This is a genomic window from Mesorhizobium sp. M0491, from assembly GCF_040321265.1.
Classification (GTDB): domain Bacteria; phylum Pseudomonadota; class Alphaproteobacteria; order Rhizobiales; family Rhizobiaceae; genus Mesorhizobium.
The window spans coordinates 365,159-383,594 of the sequence record NZ_JAMYRE010000001.1 but is presented as its reverse complement, the minus strand read 5'-3'; the positions used below and the strand labels follow the sequence as shown (position 1 = coordinate 383,594).

The window sequence follows — 18,436 nt, the reverse complement described above, 5'->3', positions numbered from 1 at the left end:
ATGCTGAAAAGGTAATCCGCTCACATCGGCAGTTCGAGCGCCTTGGCGATGATACCATCGCCGAAGCGCTCGACAAAGAGCGCGCCCTCGACCGTGCGCCTGATCAGAACATTGCGCTTGTCGAGTTCGTCGCGATGGCGCGAGACGAGTTTCAAAGCGCCCATCGTGTCGAGCGCGCGGGTGATCACGGGCTTGGTGACATTGAGGCGCGCGGCGAGCCCGCGCACGGTGTGCGGCGGCGGGTCGAGATAGATGGTGAACAGGATTGCCGTCTGGCGCATGGTCAGATCGGGCGCGTCGTCGCGCACCTGCGACAGCATCACCTGCTGCCACAGTCGCAAGGCCTGGCTCGGGCGCATCGCAATCGACATCGCGCCAGCATGACGGCAAATTGTTTCGGTTCCGTTTCAGTCAAAGCGATTGCCGTCTCTCGCCTGCAACCGTCAGCCGTAGCGTTTCGCGATGATCCGCTCCAGCGCGCGGATGCCTTGTGCCTCACCGCCGGCGGGGCCATGCGGACGGTCAGCCGGGTTCCAGGCGAAGATGTCGAAATGCGCCCAGCCCGCGGTTTTTTCGACGAAGCGCTTGAGGAACAGCGCCGCGGTGATCGAGCCGGCGAAACCATCCGGGGTGACATTGTTGATGTCGGCGATCTTCGACGACAGTTTTGCATCGTAGGGCTGCCACAGCGGCATGCGCCACAGCGGATCCTCGACCGCGACGGAAGCCGCCGCAAGATCGGATGCCAGCATTTCGTCGCCGGTGTAGAACGGCGGCAGATCGGGGCCGAGCGCGACACGGGCAGCCCCGGTCAGCGTCGCCATGTCGACCAGAAGCTGCGGCTCCTCCTCGTCGGCCAGCGCCAGCGCATCGGCCAGCACCAGCCGTCCCTCGGCATCCGTGTTGCCGATCTCGACAGTGATGCCCTTGCGGCTCACCAGCACGTCGCCAGGCCGGAAGGCGTTGCCGGCAATCGAATTTTCGACCGCGGGAATGAGCACGCGCAGCCGCACATTCAGCCCGGCAGCCATGATCATCGAGGCAAGGCCAAGGACATTGGCGGCACCGCCCATGTCCTTTTTCATCAGCAGCATGCCGGACGATGGCTTGATGTCGAGACCGCCCGTGTCGAAGCAGACGCCCTTGCCGACCAGCGTTACCTTCGGCGCCCCTTGCTGCCCCCACTGCATATCGATAAGGCGCGGCGCGCCGGCCGACGCACGGCCGACAGCATGGATCATCGGGAAATTCCGGTCGAGGAGATCGTCACCCTTGACCACCGAGACTTCGGCCTTGTGCCTGGCAGCCAGGGTCCGCACCGCCTCCTCCAAATCTTCCGGGCCCATATCGCTGGTCGGCGTGTTGACCAGATCGCGTGTCAGGAAGACGCCATCGGCAATGCGGCGAACGCGCCCGGCATCGACGCCTGCCGGCAGGCCGAAGCGTAGCGCCCTGCCTGACTTCTTGCCGTAACGGGTGAAGACATAGCCGCCGAGCACCAGTGCGGTGGCCGCGAGTTCGGGCTCGACCGGCGCCGAGGCGAAATGCCAGTCGCCTTCCGGCAAGGCCTTCGACAGTGCGCCGAGGGCGAGCGCGCCTTCGCCATCGCCGACGCCGAACAAGGCGCCGCCGAGCGCCCCGTTTTCGCTGGGCACGACCAGCGTCCTGCCTGCCTCGCCGGAAAAGCCGTTGGCCCTAGCCCAGGCGACAGCGGCCGGCGCAAGGCCGGCCGCGTCCAGACCGTCCCTGGCGACCAGATGGACCGGCAGCGCGCCCGGCAATGTCTTCCCGACGAGTTCGACAGGCATGCGATGTTCTCCGTGTGAGTCGCCGTTCTTAACCGTCCGTTAGGGTTAACAGAATATTTCTGCGGGAGGGAAGACGGCCACGCAATGGCCGCGCATGAATGGAGGCTTAGGGTGCCATGCCGACCAACCGCAGGATGAATGCCAGGGGAAAACGGCTCATCACCACGGCTCTTGTGCTGGCGCTGACGGCGGGCGTCGCCGGTTGCGGAACCGACAAGCTCTCCACCGGCTCTATCGCACGCACCAGCGGCAAACCGCTGGAAAGCATGTCGGCCGGCGAACTGCACAATGCCACCGGCGCACTTGGCCAATCCTACGCGAAGAACCCCAACGACAAGCGGATAGCGACGAACTATGCGGCGGCATTGCAGATGGATGGCGACGCCGATCAGTCGCTGGCCGTGATGCGCAAGCTCGCCATCGCTTTGCCCAAGGATCGTGACGTGCTTGCCTCCTATGGCAAGGCGCTGGCCGCCAATGGCCAGTTCGAGGCGGCGCTCGACGCCGTGCGCCGCGCTCAGACACCGGAATATCCCGACTGGAAGCTGGTGTCGGCCGAAGCGGCCATTCTCGACCAGACCGGTCAGAAGGACGATGCGCGCAGGCTTTACCGCAAGGCGCTCGACCTCAAGCCGAACGAGCCTTCCGTGCTCTCCAATCTTGGCATGTCGTATGTGCTGGAAGGTGACCTGCGCACCGCCGAAACCTACATGCGCTCGGCCGCGCAACAGCCGAACGCGGACAGCCGCGTCCGCCAGAACCTGGCACTGGTCGTCGGCCTGCAAGGCCGGTTCGACGAGGCCGAGAAGATCGCCTCGCAGGAGCTCTCGCCCGAACAGGCGCAGGCAAACGTCGCCTATCTCAGGCAGATGTTGGCCCAGCAGAATGCCTGGAGCCAGCTCAAGGACCAGGACAAGCCGAAATCCGCGACCAACTGAGACCACAATCCCGATGCCCAACGAAGAAGCCGCGCTGCATGCGCGGCTTCTTCGTTTGAGGGAATGCAGGAATTTACCTCGCCGCTACTGGGCGTTTGTTGCCGGCGCCGCATGATCGCCGAAGATACCGCGTTGGCTGACCTGAATGCCGGCGGGACCCAAAATGATGGCGAAGAGCACCGGCAGGAAAAACAGGATCATCGGCACGGTAAGTTTTGGCGGCAGGGCGGCCGCCTTCTTCTCGGCCGCATTCATGCGCATGTCGCGGCTTTCGGCGGCAAGCACGCGCAGTGCATGCGCCACCGGCGTGCCGTAACGCTCGGCCTGGACGAGCGCCTGCGACACCGACTTGACCGAATCCAGGCCGGTGCGGCTTGCCAGGTTCTCGTAGGCCTGCTTGCGCTCCGGCAGATAGGAAAGCTCGGCGTTGGTGAGGATGAATTCTTCCGCCAGCGCCACCGATTGCGCACCGATCTCGTCGGCGACCTTGCGCAGTGCCGCTTCCACCGACATGCCCGATTCGACGCAGATCAGCATCAGATCGAGCCCATCCGGCCATGCCATCTGGATCGACTGCTTGCGCTTGGTGGCGCGGTTGTTGACGTAGATGACCGGTGCGTAGAAGCCGCCGTAAGCAACGAGGACGCAGACGAACAGCCTGATGACCAGTGGCTTGTCGGGCAGCCCTCCGAGCACGAAGATGTAGATTGCGGCCAGCGCGAAACCGACAAAAGGAAGCACGAGACGGAAGAAAAGGAACCGCGTCAGCGGATTCTGTCCACGAAAACCGGCCACCTTGAGTTTCTGCAATGTGCTCTCATCGGCGAGCGCGCGTCTCAGATCCAGCCGGTCGACAATGTTGCGCATGCCGATCGACTGTTCCTCGCGCAAGCCCTTGCGACGGCGGTCGGCCTCGACCGCAAGCCGGGCGCGCTGTTGCGCACGCAGTTCGTCGCGTTCCAGCGCAACGGATTTCATGCGTGACTTGAGCTGGTTTCCGCCAAACGCCGGCAGCAAGGTGAGGACGGTCGCAAACACCGCTATCGCGACCAGCATCGCGATCAGGAAGCTCGGATCCGTCAGGGTCTTGATGACTTGCTCGGTCATGCCAGCATCCTAGACTTCGAAGTTCATCATCTTGCGCATCACCAGGATGCCGATCGACATCCAGACCGCAGAGCAACCAAGGATCAGGTTTCCGACGCTGGTGTTGAAGAGCGGCATCAGGTAGGCCGGGCTCGACAGGTAGACGAGAAAGGCGACGATGAAGGGCAGCGCACCGATGATCGCGGCGGACGCCTTCGCTTCCATCGACAGCGCCGCGACCTTGGCTTTCATCTTCTTGCGATCGCGAAGCACGCGCGAAAGATTGCCCAGCGCCTCGGAGAGATTGCCGCCGGCCTGCGATTGAATCTGGATAACGATGCCGAAGAAGCTTGCCTCGGTGCAAGGCATGGTTTCGGGCATGCGCAAGGTCGCGTCGGGGATAGAGAGGCCCATCTGCTGTGAATCGACGATGCGGCGAAACTCGGTCTTCACGGGTTCGGGCGATTCGTTGGCGATCAAGCGCACGGCGTCGTTCAGCGGCAGGCCGGATTTGACCGCGCGCACGATGATGTCGAGCGCGTTTGGAAATTCGTTGAGGAATGCCTTGACCCGGCGGGCGCGACGAAACGTGACGAACCAGCGCGGCAGGCCCAGCCCCCCGGCCAACAGCACGCCCGGCAAGGCGATCAGCGGGGCTCCGGCCACAAAGGCGACCATCGTCAAAACGATGCCGCATATTGCGGAATATATATAGAAACGCTCGATGGTGGTCTTGAGGCCGGCCTGACGAAGCTGGGCTTTCAGCGGCGGTTTCTTGACGCGGCTGTCCTTGGTTTTCTGCTTGGCGTCGAGTTCGTTGAGAGAATCCTGAACCGATTTGCGCCGCTTGGTGGCTTCCGCCACGCGGTCGCGCGAGGCCTTGACGACGGAGCGATCCGTCTCGGCGGTCCTGATCGTTTCGAGCCGCTTGCCGGCCTGTTTCTCGTTGCTGATCCGGGTGAACAGAAATGCATAGGCGACGGCGCCGGCGCTGAAGCCGGCGAGCACGACAAACGCCAGTACTGTGCCGTCAATTCCAAACATTGGCCCGAACCCTTACACCCCAGCATACGTCAGTCAGCGCGTTTCTCCATCGCCTCGAGCGCAATGGCGAGACGCTGCTCCTCGCCGTAATAGCGTGCACGCTCCCAGAAATGCGGACGGCCGATGCCGGTCGATACGTGCTCACCCAGCAGCCGGCCGTTGGCGTCCTCGCCCTTGATGTTGTAGAGGACGATGTCCTGCGTGATGATGACGTCGCCTTCCATCCCGATCACCTCGGTGATGTGGGTGATGCGGCGCGATCCGTCGCGCAAGCGCGCCGCCTGGATGATCACGTCGATGGAGCCGACGACGATTTCGCGCACTGTCTTTTGCGGCAGCGAATAACCGCCCATGGCAATCATGGATTCGATACGGTTCAGGCATTCGCGCGGGCTGTTCGAGTGGATCGTGCCCATCGAGCCGTCATGGCCGGTGTTCATCGCCTGCAGCAGATCGAACACTTCGGGTCCACGCACTTCGCCGACGATGATGCGCTCGGGCCGCATGCGCAGACAGTTCTTGACCAGGTCACGCATCGTCACCTCACCCTCGCCCTCCAGATTGGGCGGGCGGGTTTCGAGGCGTACCACATGCGGCTGCTGCAATTGCAGCTCGGCCGAGTCTTCGCAGGTGATGACGCGCTCCTCGCGGTCGATATAGTTGGTCAAGCAATTGAGCAGCGTCGTCTTGCCCGAACCGGTGCCGCCCGAGATCACGATGTTGCAGCGAACACGGCTGATGATCTTGAGGACTTCGGCGCCCTGCGGCGAGATGGCGCCGAACTTGACCAATTGATCGAGCGTCAGCTTGTCCTTCTTGAATTTGCGGATGGTGAGCGTGGCGCCATCGATGGAGAGTGGCGGCGCGATGACGTTGACGCGGGAGCCGTCGGGAAGGCGCGCGTCGCAGATCGGGCTGGATTCGTCGACGCGGCGGCCAACCTGGCTGACGATGCGCTGGCAGATGTTGAGGAGCTGCTGGTTGTCACGAAAGCGGATGCCGGTCTGTTCGACCTTGCCGTTGACTTCGATGTAGACGTTCCTGGAGCCGTTGACCATGATGTCTGCGATGTCGTCGCGGGCGAGCAGCGGCTCGAGCGGCCCATAACCGAGCACGTCGTTGCAGATGTCCTCGAGCAGCTCTTCCTGCTCGGCGATCGTCATTGCGAAGTTCTTGATCGCGATGATGTCGTTGACGATATCGCGGATTTCCTCGCGCGCGCTTTCAGGATCAAGCTTGGAAAGCTGCGACAGATCGATGGTGTCGATGAGCGCGGAGAAGACCTGGCTCTTGGTATCGTAATAAGTTTCGCTCTTTTCGCGCTGTGCCCGCTTCGGCTCAGGCGCCAATGGCGGTGCCTCGACCGCACGGCGCGCCGGCGGTGCGACAGGCGCGCTTGGCGCCGCCGCGGGCCGGATCAGAACCGCCGTGTCCATGGAACCTGCAGCCGGCGGCGCAACGGGCGCCGGTGCTGGCTGGCGAAATTCCGGCGTGAACCGGTTGCCGTCGTCGCTGCCTCTTTTACCAAACATGATCGACTACCGATTCCACTGCTGAAGCGTCACTTCTTGTTGCGCGAGAGCTTGCCGAGCAGGCTGCCGAGCCCGGCCTTCTTCTTGATCTTGATTTCGCTGCGCCCGGTCAGCACATGCGCCATTTCGTTGATCATCGCGACGACCGGGTTCTTGGCATCCATTTCGCCAAGCATGCGTCCGTTGTTGGCGGCATTGCCGAACAGCAACGGATCAAAAGCAATGACCGACATTGGCGACAAGCCGAGCGGCTCGGCGAAGTCGGACGGCGAAATCTCCGGGCGCTTCGGCACGCCGGCCTGGTTGATGATCAGCTTGGGCGGCGGATCATTGGGACGAAGCCGCTTGAGCATATCGACGAGGTTCTTGGTGTTGCGCAGATTGGCAAGTTCCGGTGTCGCGGTGATGACGATCTCGTCGGCCTTGACCAGGGTGTTCTTGGTCCAGCCCGTCCAGGCATGGGGGACGTCTAGCACCAGAAGCGGCACGCTGCGCTGGGCGGTGTCGATGAGCTGAACGAAGGCCTCGGGATCGAAATCATAGACCCGTTCGAGCGTCGAAGGTGCTGCCAGCAGCGACAGATGCTCGGCGCACTGGGTCAGCAGCCGGTCGAGATAGACTTCATCGATGCGTTCCGGTGAAAACACCGCCTCGGCGATGCCTTGCGCCGGATCCTGGTCGAAATTCATGTTGGCGGTGCCGAAAGCCAGATCGAGATCGGCGACGACCACTTCGGATTTGAACAGGGAGGACATCGCCCAAGCCACATTGTGGGCGATCGTCGAGGAGCCGACACCGCCCTTGGCGCCGACGAAGGCGATCGAGCGGCCGAGCGGCTCGGCTTCCGGATCGATAAAAATCGACGACACCACGCTGACGATGTCGGCCATCGAGACCGGCGCGATCACATATTCGGAAATGCCGTTGCGGATGAGCTCGCGGTAAAGGCCGACATCATTGTAGTGGCCGATCACCACCACCTTCGACGTCGGATCGCAATATTCCGAAAGCTGGGCGAGTTGTTCCAGCAATTGCTTGGGCTCGCTGCGCGATTCCAGCAGGATCAGGTTGGGCGTCGGCGCCGATTGGTAGAATTCGATGGCGGTGGGGACGCCGCCCATATGGACCTTGAGATGCGCCTTCGTCATGCGGCGGTCCTCGCCGGCGCGCTCGACCGGGTTGGCGACACCCTCGGTCTCGCAGAATGCCTGGATCGAGATGCGCGGGATCGGCCGCAACGCCTGCATCGCGGCGATGTCCTGCTGCGAGGTATCGCTGCCATCCACCGGGGCGTCGTAGGCAAGGTTGCTCATCGTCATGCTCTTTCCCGTGGCCTGTTCTATCCGAGACTGGCGGCTTAGTAGTCTACTTCCGAATTGCCCAGGAACTCATCCGAAAGGCCTCTTGCACGGTAGACATCGATCACCGCGCCGCGATTTTCAGCATCGATTGTGGACGGCTTGCGCGGGCCGAGCAGATCGGCCGGGTTGGCCATCTGGGCGGCAAGATTGTTCTGATAGGAGCAGCCGAAGTCGGCATAGTGCTTATTCTCCGACGTATCGACGAGGTCGGCTGGCCAGCGTCCGCATTTGTCGGTCTGCGCCCTCACCGCAACATAAGCGACGCGGACCGGCGAGGATATCTCGCTCGAGGCGGCCTGGTAAGAGGTGACGACAAGCCGGTTGCGCTTGACGCCGCTGGCGATCGCGAGCCGGGCGAAATCACGGGCCGCCGCGGTCGCGGCGACCTCGTTGGCCGATCCGCTCGGGACCTGGATCGTCAGCGTCGGGGCGGCACTTCTGTCATAGCCATCGAGGAAGCCAAGAAGTGTATCGCGCTGAGAGCCGGTCATGCCGCGGTCACCGGCACCAACCGGGAGGTCGATCTTTTGATTCTTCTCGGCGATCACGATCGGATGGTTGGTGCGGTAATCGTCCGGAATGGCGCCGACCGTGATGCTGTCGCGCTGGGCGCAGCCGGCCAGCAGAGCCGCCACCGCAACCGCCAGGACAGGAACGGCTCCCCGGCAGACCCGCGAGCGGCCAAAGCGCATCGCTGCCGCGATGGTGCTTGCCTTCAATGCTGACTGAGACATGTCCGCTTCCCCGCTCACTTGTAGATGAAGCCGACAACGCCGTGGTAGCGGCCGTTGGGCTTGTCTGTCTGCATGGTGCCGTAGACGCGATTGACGCGGCCAAGGAACATGCCGGCGCCATCGCTGGCGGCGTTGAAATTGTCGTCCGGCTTGGCAAGGTCGTTGCGTGCTACCGGCTTCACCAGATAGGGCGTGATGATGATCACGAGCTCGGTCTCGTTGCGCACGAAGTCCCTGCTGCGGAAGAGCGCGCCGAGCACCGGTATCTTTGTCAGTCCGGGCAACCCATTGACGGCTTGCCTGACATCGTCGCGAACCAGGCCGGCGATCATCATGGAGCCGCCTGAGGGCAGTTCCACCGTCGTATCGGCAAGACGCTTGCGCAGCGACAGGGCATTCATTCCGGGACTGGTCACGCCCGAGGAGAGCGATACGGATCCCTCGGTTGTCGGCTCGGAAACCGACGTCCTGACCTTCAGGCTTATGCGGCCGGGAGACAACACCACCGGCTGGAATTCCAGGCCGATGCCGTACTCGATCTTGTCGAGGGTGTAGGTTTTCAGGCCAGTCTGGTTGTCGGAGGATACGTTCTGGGAGACGCTGCTCACCATATTGTATTCACCGCCGACCTTGAAGGTCGCCTTCTCGCCTGATACGGCGGTCAGGGTCGGCTCGGCCAAGGTCTTCATGACCCCGGACTGCTCCATGGCGTTGATATAGGCCTGCAGCCCCGACGCGCCGATCTGGAAGCCCGAATTCGACAGCTGCTTGCCAAGGCCGGTGAAGTTGTCGCTGATCGAGCCGTAGCTGATGCCGTTGCTGCCACCGCTGCCGACCATGTTGACGCCAAGTTGCTTCATCACCGAACGGCTGACTTCGGCGACCGTGACCTTCAGCGTGACCTGGTCGTCGCCAATGATCTGCAGCAGGTTGACGATCTTGCTGGTGCGGCGCTCCTGGTCCGGGTTGTTGATGTCGACACCGCTCTGGGCCGAACCGCCGGCCGCCGTCTGCGAATATTGTCCCGTCGTCGCTTCACCACCCGAAACGAAGATCGTCGCCAGGTCGACCGCGCGTTTTGCGTCCAGCGGCGTGTCGACCGTTCCGGTCAGGACGACGTTGTCGTTGAGCAGTTCCACCTTGATGGTGGACGTCGGCAGGAAGCGCCTGATATAATCCTCAAGGCCGGCAACATCGCGTTCGACAGCCAGGTCCAGGCTGACGATCTGCTCGCCATTCGGGCCGAAGACAAAAATGTTCGTCTCGCCGACCGCCTTGCCGAACAGATAGATGCGCCGCGCGGTGCGGGTCACCGCATCGGCAACTGCCGGGTTGGCAACGAGAATGTCGTAGGCATCGCTCGGCAGGTCGATGACCACAGACTTGTTGAGGCCGAGCTTGACGCGCTGGGTGGCCGTCGATGCCGTGACCTGCGCGTTCTTTGCCTCGACGACGCTGCCTTGCAAATTCGATCCGACGAGCAGCAGGCCGAACGCCGCGGCTACAATTGCCGGCAGTTTACCGCTTAGCCTCATTTCCTTGCTCCCACTTCGGAAACTTCGCCCGACTTGATCAGCCTCACCGTTCCCCTGCGGCCATTGCCGGAAACGAGATAGTCGGCCTCACCCAGATTCTTTTCCTGCGTGTCCGCGACTGCCCGCAGCGCCAGGGTCAGGCGATCCGCCATCTGTTGGGCGACGGTGATGATCTCCGCCTGCTTGGGCGTCAGTTCCAGCGTTGCAGTCTGACCTACCCTGGTCTTCTTGCCTTCCTCGTCCTCCTGAATGGTCTGGTCGATGGCCAGGACGCGGATGTTCTTGAGGATGGTCTCGGTGTTGAAGCCGGCGGCGCCGCTGGCGGCATCGGCCCTGCGGGTCATGATGACGTCGACGAAATCGTTGGGAAGAATGAAGCCGCCGGCCGACGTATCGGCCGAGATGGCCGTGGCGACCGCCCGCATGCCGGAAGGCAGGATCGACGACATGAAGCTCTGCCCCTCGCCGATCAGCTTGGACCGCCGCAGCGGTTCTCCGGCATACATCGCCACACGGGCAACGGAACTCTTCAGCTTGTCCAGTGCCTCGGGCTCGGCGGTGCGGGTGATGAAATTCGCGTTGACGCCGTCGGCGGGCCAGGATTGCCAGGCGATGTTGTTTTGGATCGGGCTGCCCATCGGAACGTCGCCTGAAAGCACAAGCACATCCTGGAGTGCCACTGCCGGGGCCTGGGGACCGGAATCGACGACGACCTGGGGCGGCGGTGCCACCATGTTCTTCGCGACATAGCCAGCGCCACCCGCCGCGGCCACCGCCACGCTCAGAATTATCAATCGCGATGCTGGCATTTGTCCGAACCCTTGCCCTGGCAAACCACGTAGCCAAGCCGGACTTTGCAGCGGCAATCGTCAAAACAAGGTTAATGTAATGCTTACGATCGTGATTAATTTAAGGTTTACATAAATTAGCCGGAATGTGGTCTGGACGGCCAAAATGGCCGGGCCGGCCCTGTTGAGAACGGGGTTTCGGCAATGCTGACAGACAATAAAAATAAGATCGTGCTCAAGCCGCCAGCCTGGCAAGCGCCCATACCATCAAAGGCGAATCCGGATAGGTCAGCAACCCGCCAAGGCCGAGCGCGACGCCATAGGGGACACCTTTTGCCTCGTCGGCGAAATGGCGCAGAAACGGATTTTGGCCGGTAACGGCCGCAAGCAGCGACTTCCGGTAGAGGATGATGGCGAGCGTCAGCAGGCCGCCGATGATTGTCGAGGCGACAAAATATTCGACGAGATTGATATTGAGGCCCATCCACATCGCGCTGGCGGCCAGAAGCTTGGCGTCGCCGCCGCCCATGCCGCCCATTGCAAACAGGCCGAACGTCACAGCCAGGACCAGGGCGCCGGCGGCGAAATGTCCGCCATAGACCGCCCAGTCCATACCCGTCAGCGGCGCGACCAGCGCGAAAACGACGACGAGCAGCACCGGCACGCGATTGGCGATCGTCATCGACAGCATGTCGGAGATCGCGGCAAACAGCATGCAGAACGGAAAGACGACGAAGATCAGGGCTTCAAGCATCGGCGCTATGCCTATTGTCCGATTTCACGGGGCTCAATCTAAGTATGTTCGATTAACGATTGATGAGGCCAGGAACGAAAAGACGACCTATACTGGCGGCGGCATAGAAAAAGGGCCACCACGTGGCGGCCCTTTTCCAGAACGCAATCCAAATGCTCGGCGATAAGGCCGATCAGCTGCCGCTCGGCGTGCCGTTCAAGGTGGTTCCGATGTTGGTGAACTTAGCATTGAGCGCATTGCCGAGCGTGCCGGCGCCAGTGATGATGGCGAGCGCGATGAGAGCGGCGATCAGACCATATTCGATAGCGGTCGCGCCGGATTCGTCCTTCACAAAACGTGCGATGAGATTAGACATTCGAGAGCTCCTACTCCACGTGTTACAGCACTTCCGTCAACTTCTGTGATGGTTGATCGGATGCTGCCAATCTAGGGAGAAGCTCTTTCGATCGGCTTAAGAAACAGCCTTACCGATTCCTTTCCCGGTTCGAACATATTGCGTGGTTAACCTGGGGCTAATATACCACTGAGCCTTCTCGCCCCGGGTTTGTGGACTTCCGGACAGCGCCCGGCGGGCGTCCTTGTCTGCCATCGCATCATTGGCGACACCGCATGCTTAACCGTTGGTTCACCAATCTCGTTCATGTTCCGTTGATCAGTCCGCCTGCGTGGAGCGCCTCAATGGCCCAGCCGAGATCGTCAATCCTGATTGCCGCGCTTCTTGCCGTCTCGAGCTTCGTCGCGCCCGCCATGGCCGGCGCCGGCATCGAGGTCACGATGAACCAGGCCAAGATCGTCAAACTGTCGCGTCCCGCCGACACCATCGTGGTCGGCAACCCGGCAATCGCCGACGCTTCGGTGCAGGACGCTTCAACGATCGTGCTCACCGGCAAAGGCTTTGGGGTCACCAATCTGGTTGTGCTCGATACGGACGGCAGCCCCATCGTCGACGAGCAGGTTACCGTGGTGCGGCAAGCCGCCTCGTCCGTGCGCATCTATCGGCGCGCCGAAATCCAGACGATGTCGTGCACACCCTATTGCGAAAGCTCGTACAAGAGCGAAGCGGAGAAGTCTTCGGAAGCGGAGATGAGCGTCAGCCGATAGGTGGCGTTGCCGACTGCCGTTCCGGTTATTGGCTGGTTAAGAGGCCTGCGCCGACTTTAACGATCATCCAAACCGGACCTCAATCGGTTTGCGCTAATGCTCCTTCCGAGACCGCATAGAGATCGGCAGGATTGGACATGAGCACGGAATTCGGCTGCGCAGGCGACCACAGAGCGGGACGCCGAAGGTTTTTCGCCCGCTTCCTTCGTGACCGGCACGGCGCCACGGCAATCGAATTCGCGATCCTTTCAGTCCCCTTCGCGCTGCTTGTCTTTGCCATTCTGGAAAGCTGCATCTCGTTTGCCGGCCAGGAGGTGATGGCCAACGTCACCGACGATGTGGCGCGCAAGCTGCGCACCGGCCAGTTGAGGGCGGCTGACGTTGCCGGAACCAATTTGAGGGACATGATCTGCACGAAACTGCAGATCATCGTTTCCCAGGATTGTCCCAATCAACTGCTGGTGGATCTTCGCCAATATACGTCGTTCGCCGATGCGGCCACGGCTGGCTTCAAGATCCAGAACGGCGATGTCGTACTGACGAAAGGCACCGCAACCCAATCGTTCTCAGTGACAGCGGGTGCGGCGGAGTCGAGGAACATGCTTCGGGTCTTCTACAAGTGGCCTGTTATGACCGATCTGCTGGCGCAGTCGATGGGCGGCAACAAGACCCTGCATTTCGCATCGGTGACCTGGCAGAACGAGCCGTTCGACAACTGAGCGGAATGCACGAGCAGTATAAGAAAAGGGCAAGGGCATGATGCGTGCGGGGGCACATCTTATGATTACGGGAGTTTGGCGGAAAGCAAGTCGATTCTGGTCCGATCGCCGTGGCATCGCGGCGGTTGAATTCGCGTTGATCATGCCAATTCTGCTGATCATGTATTTCCTCACAATGGAAGCGTCGCAAGCCATCGAGACCAGCAAGAAGGTCAGCCGTATCGGCAGCATGGTGGCCGATCTCGTCACCCAGCAGACAAGCGTCCTCAAGGCGGATGTCGACGCCATCATGCAGATCGGCAGCGTCACCCTTCAGCCCTACAACCGCTCGCCCCCTAGCATCACCATCACGGCGATACAGGTTACGCCCGATGCGACGAGGGCACTGGTGGTTTGGTCACGCAAATTGGTCGCCGGCGTCGCCAGCCGTGGCGCCGGCGCCACCACCGAGACAACGATCCCGACGTCGCTCAGAGTCGCCAACACGTTTCTCATTCGCGTCGAAAGCAACCTCGGCTATACGCCAGCCATCGCGTGGAGCGCGAGCAGTCAACAGAAGCTTGGACTGACCTCGGCTTTCAGCAACATAACCATGGGCGAAACCTATTATCTGCGCCCCCGCAGAAGCGTGACGATCCCTTGCAGCGACTGTTGAACAGAACCAGCTAGGCCCTGCGCAGGGCCGCTACTGCTGCGGCTCACGGTCCGAAACGAAGCGCACGATAGCAGCGGCCATCTCGTAGTCTTTTGGCGCCACGCGAGCGAAGCCGCCGGAATGTCCCGATTCCAGGAGGGCGTAGATATCGGGCGTCGTCGACTTGAGGTTGGTGAGGAACACGGCAAGTCGACGCTTGGCTTCCGGGTCGAGATCGCTGCGGACCGCGTGCGGGCCGTATCTCAGCAGACCCGACGTCCACACGACACGAAGCGCCGTCACCGAGAGCCCTGCCGCCTCCAACCTGGCCTGCGTGCCCGACGGTTCTCGCGGGCCGTCGGCAGCGGCCGTCACCCAGCCAAACAGGCCATCAGCCTTGCCGTCGACCAGCATCGTCTCGGCCGCCGCGGCCGAATCGGCACGGGCCAGAAACGGTGCATCTTCCGCGATCTTGCGGCCTTCCGCGGCCAACGCCGCCAATGGCAGGAGAGAACCGCCGACGCTGTCCGAAGGCGCCATGGCGATACGATGGCGGTCCATCGCCGCAAGGTCGGGCAGCTTGCCGTCCCGCGTCAGCAGAACGGAGCGGATGCCGATCGCGCCGTCTGAATCGACCGGAGCGACAAGCGGTTCGATACATAAGCAGCGCTGCGAGGCCGTTGCATAGGCGGTGGCCGAATAGATCGCATATTCGATGCGGGAATCGGCCTGCGCCTCGATCAGCGCGGCATAATTGCGGGCAACGACAAACTCGACCTTCATGCCCAATGCTTTGGTGTAGGCGTCGGTCAACACAGCCAGCCCCGGAACGGCGTTGCCGGCACCTGGCTCGGCAACGATGCCTATGCGAAACGTGCCGATATCATCGCGCCAGTCGGCATGCGCCGGGTTGGACCAGAGCCCGACGAGCGCGCCCGGCCCCAGCAACAGAGCGGCATATGTCTTTAACGCAACCCTCATGACAGAACCGCCGTCTGTTTTCCCGGATCGATGCTCAGATCGTCATTCCCAAACCGCTGCGCACTTTTGGGCGACGCACTGCTTGCTTTGGGCAAGTCGTTGCCCCCAAAACCGCTGCGCACTTTTGGGCGATATGCACTGATTGTCACGCCTGCCCGTTGCCGTTTGGTTTCCGAATTGCCAATGAAGTCGCGGAACCCTATGTCTGGTCGGTCAAACTGGCAACAACTTGATGGCGCGCGCTTTCCTCTTCGTCCTGGATTCCTTCGGCATCGGCGGCGCGGCCGACGCCGACCGCTACGGTGACGCCGGCGCCAACACATTCGCGCACATCGCAGAGGCCTGTGCGGAGGGCCGTGCGGATCGCGAAGGGTCTCGTAGTGGACCGCTGTTTGTCCCTCATATGGCCTCACTCGGGCTTGGCAAGGCTGCCGAAACCGCGACGGGACTGGGATTTGCCAACAGCGGGGCGGATATGCTCCCAACTGCCTTTCACGGCGCCGCACAGGAGGTTTCGAGCGGCAAGGATACGCCATCCGGCCATTGGGAAATCGCCGGCCTGCCGGTGCGCCTCGACTGGGGCTATTTCCCGGATACGGTTCCGGCCTTTCCGGCCGAACTGACCGAGGCGATCATCCGTGAAGGCAAGGTGCCGGGCATTCTCGGCAATTGCCATGCGCCGGGCACCGAGATCATCGAGCGCTTCGGTGAGGAGCACATCCGGACCGGCAAGCCGATCTGCTACACGTCGGTCGACTCGGTCCTGCAAATCGCCGCGCATGAAGTCCATTTCGGCCTCGACCGGCTTTATGAATTCTGCCAGGTGGTGCGCAGGCTGGTTGACCCGCTGAGGATTGGACGGGTGATCGCGCGGCCGTTCGTCGGCGAAACCACCGCCACTTTCGAGCGGACATACAACCGTCATGACTACGCCGTGCCTCCGCCGGAACCGACCCTGCTCGACCGGCTGACGGCGCGTGGCAGCCGTGTCATCGCCGTCGGCAAGATCGGCGACATCTTCGCCCATCGCGGAATTTCGCAAGTGCGCAAGGCGGCAGGCAACATGGCGATGTTCGACGAGGCGCTGGGTGCGATCGATGATGCCGGCGACGGTGACCTCGTCTTCGCCAATTTCGTCGACTTCGACACCGAATTCGGTCACCGCCGCGATGTCGCAGGCTATGCTGCCGCGCTCGAGGCCTTCGACCTGCGGCTGCCGGAAGCATTTGCGAGGCTGCGGCAGGGCGATCTTCTCATCCTGACGGCCGACCACGGCAACGACCCGACCTGGGGCGGGACCGATCACACGCGCGAGCGCATTCCGGTGATCGGCACTGGACCGGGTCTCAAGGGCGGCGACATCGGACTGAGAACGACATTCGCCGACATTGGCGAGACCCTGGCCGAGCATCTCGGGCTGGCGCCCGGACGCTACGGCACTTCTTTCTATACGGCGATCGGCGGTCATGCCTGAATTGCCGGAAGTCGAAACCGTCCGGCGCGGACTTCAGCCGGTTCTGGAAGGCGCCACCATCGCCCGCGTCGAGGCGCGCCGACCGGATCTGCGCTTTCCATTTCCCGAGAAATTCGCGCAGCGGCTGACCGGCAAGACGATCACGGCACTCGGCCGCCGGGCCAAGTATCTGACGATGGACCTGGAAGGCGGGCCCGTGCTGATCTGCCATCTCGGCATGTCGGGCTCATTCCGCGTCGAGACGGCCGATGGCAGCGACATGCCCGGCATCTTCCGGCACGACCGCTCGAAAAGCTCCAATCACGACCACGTCGTCTTCCATGTCGAGTCTCCAACCGGTGCCCGGTCCCGCGTGATCTTCAATGATCCGCGCCGCTTCGGCTTCATGTTGTTTGCGGAGGGACTGCCGGACGTTCACCCGATGCTGGCTGGACTTGGCGTCGAGCCTACGGGCAACACATTGGACGGTGCGCTGCTCGCCTCATTGATGAAGGGGCGGCGATCACCACTGAAGGCAGCGCTTCTCGACCAGAGGCTGATCGCCGGGCTCGGCAACATCTATGTGTCGGAGGCGTTGTGGCGTGCCGGCCTGTCGCCGCTGCGCGAGGCGGGCACGATCGCCAGGCCCGGAAAGAAAGCCCAAGCCCAAAGCGAACACCTCGCGCAAGCCATTCGTTCGGTGATATCGGATGCGATCGCAGCCGGCGGCTCCTCACTGCGGGACTATATGCAGACCGATGGGTCGCTGGGCTATTTCCAGCACGCCTTCGCCGTCTACGACCGCGAAGGCGAGGCCTGCTCCAAGCCCGGCTGCGGCGGCCACATCGAACGGATCGTGCAGAGCGGCCGATCGACCTTTTATTGCCGGACATGTCAGCGGTGAGTTTGAGCAATTCCAGGAAAAGTGTGAAACGGTTTTCCGTCGAGAATTGCGTCGAGACAAGGAGATGGGAGCGGTTCTGCGTTTCCGTGAAACGATGAACCGCTCTAGACGAGCGTGAGCAAGGAGAAGCAGCCATGGCCTATGAGACGATCATCACCGAGACGCACGGCAAGGTTGGGCTGATCACGCTGAACAGGCCGCAGGCGCTCAACGCGCTGAATTCGCAGATTCTGACCGAAGTGGTGGCAGCCGTGAACGGGTTCAGCGCCGATCCAGATATCGGCGCCATGGTCATCACGGGTTCCGAAAAGGCTTTCGCCGCCGGCGCCGATATCAAGGAGATGCAGTCCATCTCCTACGCGGACGCCTACGCTCAAGACTTCTTCGTCGGCTGGGAGGAACTGACGCGGGCGCGAAAGCCTATTATCGCGGCGGTGGCGGGCTATGCACTCGGCGGCGGCTGCGAGCTGGCGATGATGTGCGATTTCATTATCGCCGCCGACACGGCCAAATTTGGCCAGCCCGAGATCACCCTCGGCGTCATTCCAGGCATGGGCGGGTCACAAAGGCTGACCCGCTTCGTCGGCAAGTCGAAAGCGATGGACATGTGCCTGACCGGGCGGATGATGGATGCCGCCGAGGCCGAGCGTTCTGGTCTGGTGTCGCGGGTCGTGCCTGCCGGCGAGCTTGTCGAGGAGGCGCTGAAGGCCGCAGCCAAGATCGCCGCTTTCTCACTACCATCGGTGATGATGGCGAAGGAGGCTGTCAACCGCGCCTTCGAGACGACGCTTGCCGAGGGATTGCGGTTCGAGCGCCGGCTGTTTCACTCGCTGTTTGCACTGGACGATCAGAAGGAAGGCATGGCGGCCTTTGCCGAGAAGCGGAAGCCGAATTTCACCAACCGCTGACGCCAATCCCTTGGCCGCGAAGAAGATGGCTGTTGGCCGCCAAAAAGAAGACCGGGCAGCGTTGACGCGCCGGAAAAGCTGAACTATAAGCCGCACCAACCGAGGCGGCCCCGTGGCTGCCCGTTTGTTTTTTGCGCCCTGCGGCATTCCGCATGC

19 protein-coding genes are annotated in these 18,436 nt (G+C 62.2%); 7 read left to right on the top strand and 12 right to left on the bottom strand.

Annotated features, from left to right (window positions below; genetic code table 11):
• Positions 1-20: 20 nt before the first annotated feature.
• Positions 21-371 carry a MarR family winged helix-turn-helix transcriptional regulator gene (locus NKI69_RS01760; protein ID WP_013533675.1) on the bottom strand — a complete coding sequence of 117 codons (351 nt, stop codon included), beginning with the start codon at positions 369-371 and terminating at the stop codon, positions 21-23.
• A 72-nt stretch (positions 372-443) separates the two neighbouring features.
• Positions 444-1,808: a leucyl aminopeptidase family protein gene (locus tag NKI69_RS01755; RefSeq protein ID WP_352719722.1), complete on the bottom strand. Its 1,365-nt coding sequence runs from the start codon at positions 1,806-1,808 to the stop codon at positions 444-446.
• A gap of 116 nt (positions 1,809-1,924) precedes the next feature.
• Here NKI69_RS01755 and NKI69_RS01750 point away from each other — a divergent pair, with 116 nt between their 5' ends.
• Entirely contained in the window at positions 1,925-2,746 is an 822-nt protein-coding gene (locus NKI69_RS01750; RefSeq protein ID WP_023811370.1) for a tetratricopeptide repeat protein, read from the top strand.
• Positions 2,747-2,830: 84 nt separating this feature from the next.
• Here the strand turns inward: NKI69_RS01750 and NKI69_RS01745 are convergent, their stop codons facing one another.
• The 9 genes from NKI69_RS01745 to NKI69_RS01705 all read right to left on the bottom strand — a co-directional run bounded on the left by NKI69_RS01745 (position 2,831) and on the right by NKI69_RS01705 (position 11,935).
• Positions 2,831-3,853: a type II secretion system F family protein gene (locus NKI69_RS01745; protein WP_023811371.1), complete on the bottom strand. Its 1,023-nt coding sequence runs from the start codon at positions 3,851-3,853 to the stop codon at positions 2,831-2,833.
• Positions 3,854-3,862: 9 nt separating this feature from the next.
• Positions 3,863-4,876, bottom strand: a complete 1,014-nt coding sequence (locus NKI69_RS01740) for a type II secretion system F family protein (RefSeq protein ID WP_352439644.1) — start codon at positions 4,874-4,876, stop codon at positions 3,863-3,865.
• A 29-nt stretch (positions 4,877-4,905) separates the two neighbouring features.
• The gene (locus NKI69_RS01735) at positions 4,906-6,408 is read right to left on the bottom strand and encodes a TadA family conjugal transfer-associated ATPase (RefSeq protein ID WP_023811373.1); all 1,503 of its coding nucleotides are present in this window, start codon (positions 6,406-6,408) and stop codon (positions 4,906-4,908) included.
• A 29-nt stretch (positions 6,409-6,437) separates the two neighbouring features.
• Positions 6,438-7,727 (bottom strand): CpaE/TadZ family protein, encoded by a 1,290-nt coding sequence (locus NKI69_RS01730; RefSeq protein ID WP_032909185.1) that lies wholly within the window; start codon positions 7,725-7,727, stop codon positions 6,438-6,440.
• A gap of 38 nt (positions 7,728-7,765) precedes the next feature.
• Positions 7,766-8,503 (bottom strand): CpaD family pilus assembly protein, encoded by a 738-nt coding sequence (locus NKI69_RS01725; RefSeq protein WP_023811375.1) that lies wholly within the window; start codon positions 8,501-8,503, stop codon positions 7,766-7,768.
• Positions 8,504-8,517: 14 nt separating this feature from the next.
• Positions 8,518-10,038: a type II and III secretion system protein family protein gene (locus NKI69_RS01720; protein ID WP_023811376.1), complete on the bottom strand. Its 1,521-nt coding sequence runs from the start codon at positions 10,036-10,038 to the stop codon at positions 8,518-8,520.
• Positions 10,035-10,847, bottom strand: a complete 813-nt coding sequence (cpaB, locus tag NKI69_RS01715) for a Flp pilus assembly protein CpaB (RefSeq protein ID WP_023811377.1) — start codon at positions 10,845-10,847, stop codon at positions 10,035-10,037. The genes NKI69_RS01720 and cpaB overlap by 4 nt, the downstream gene beginning before the upstream one ends.
• A gap of 214 nt (positions 10,848-11,061) precedes the next feature.
• A complete protein-coding gene (locus tag NKI69_RS01710; protein ID WP_023811378.1) occupies positions 11,062-11,580 on the bottom strand; it encodes an A24 family peptidase in 519 nt (172 codons plus the stop codon).
• A gap of 172 nt (positions 11,581-11,752) precedes the next feature.
• On the bottom strand, positions 11,753-11,935 hold the full coding sequence (locus NKI69_RS01705) for a Flp family type IVb pilin (RefSeq protein ID WP_023811379.1): 183 nt from the start codon (positions 11,933-11,935) through the stop codon (positions 11,753-11,755).
• Between the two features lie 323 nt (positions 11,936-12,258).
• Between NKI69_RS01705 and NKI69_RS01700 the strand changes: the two genes are divergently transcribed.
• From NKI69_RS01700 to NKI69_RS01690, 3 genes are all read left to right on the top strand, one after another.
• Positions 12,259-12,681, top strand: coding sequence for a pilus assembly protein N-terminal domain-containing protein (locus tag NKI69_RS01700; RefSeq protein WP_013533687.1), 423 nt, complete (start codon positions 12,259-12,261; stop codon positions 12,679-12,681).
• Between the two features lie 137 nt (positions 12,682-12,818).
• On the top strand, positions 12,819-13,400 hold the full coding sequence (locus NKI69_RS01695) for a TadE/TadG family type IV pilus assembly protein (RefSeq protein ID WP_023811380.1): 582 nt from the start codon (positions 12,819-12,821) through the stop codon (positions 13,398-13,400).
• A 37-nt stretch (positions 13,401-13,437) separates the two neighbouring features.
• Positions 13,438-14,055: a TadE/TadG family type IV pilus assembly protein gene (locus NKI69_RS01690; RefSeq protein WP_023811381.1), complete on the top strand. Its 618-nt coding sequence runs from the start codon at positions 13,438-13,440 to the stop codon at positions 14,053-14,055.
• A 30-nt stretch (positions 14,056-14,085) separates the two neighbouring features.
• Here NKI69_RS01690 and NKI69_RS01685 read toward each other — a convergent pair whose 3' ends face one another.
• Entirely contained in the window at positions 14,086-15,015 is a 930-nt protein-coding gene (locus NKI69_RS01685) for a phosphate/phosphite/phosphonate ABC transporter substrate-binding protein (protein ID WP_023811382.1), read from the bottom strand.
• A 232-nt stretch (positions 15,016-15,247) separates the two neighbouring features.
• On the opposite strand from NKI69_RS01685, the gene NKI69_RS01680 reads away from it, so the two are divergent.
• The 3 genes from NKI69_RS01680 to NKI69_RS01670 all read left to right on the top strand — a co-directional run bounded on the left by NKI69_RS01680 (position 15,248) and on the right by NKI69_RS01670 (position 18,280).
• The gene (locus NKI69_RS01680) at positions 15,248-16,489 is read left to right on the top strand and encodes a phosphopentomutase (RefSeq protein ID WP_023811383.1); all 1,242 of its coding nucleotides are present in this window, start codon (positions 15,248-15,250) and stop codon (positions 16,487-16,489) included.
• Positions 16,482-17,372 carry a bifunctional DNA-formamidopyrimidine glycosylase/DNA-(apurinic or apyrimidinic site) lyase gene (gene mutM / locus NKI69_RS01675; protein ID WP_023811384.1) on the top strand — a complete coding sequence of 297 codons (891 nt, stop codon included), beginning with the start codon at positions 16,482-16,484 and terminating at the stop codon, positions 17,370-17,372. Before NKI69_RS01680 ends, mutM begins: the two co-directional genes overlap by 8 nt.
• A gap of 134 nt (positions 17,373-17,506) precedes the next feature.
• Positions 17,507-18,280, top strand: coding sequence for an enoyl-CoA hydratase (locus NKI69_RS01670; protein WP_023811385.1), 774 nt, complete (start codon positions 17,507-17,509; stop codon positions 18,278-18,280).
• Positions 18,281-18,436: the final 156 nt, after the last annotated feature.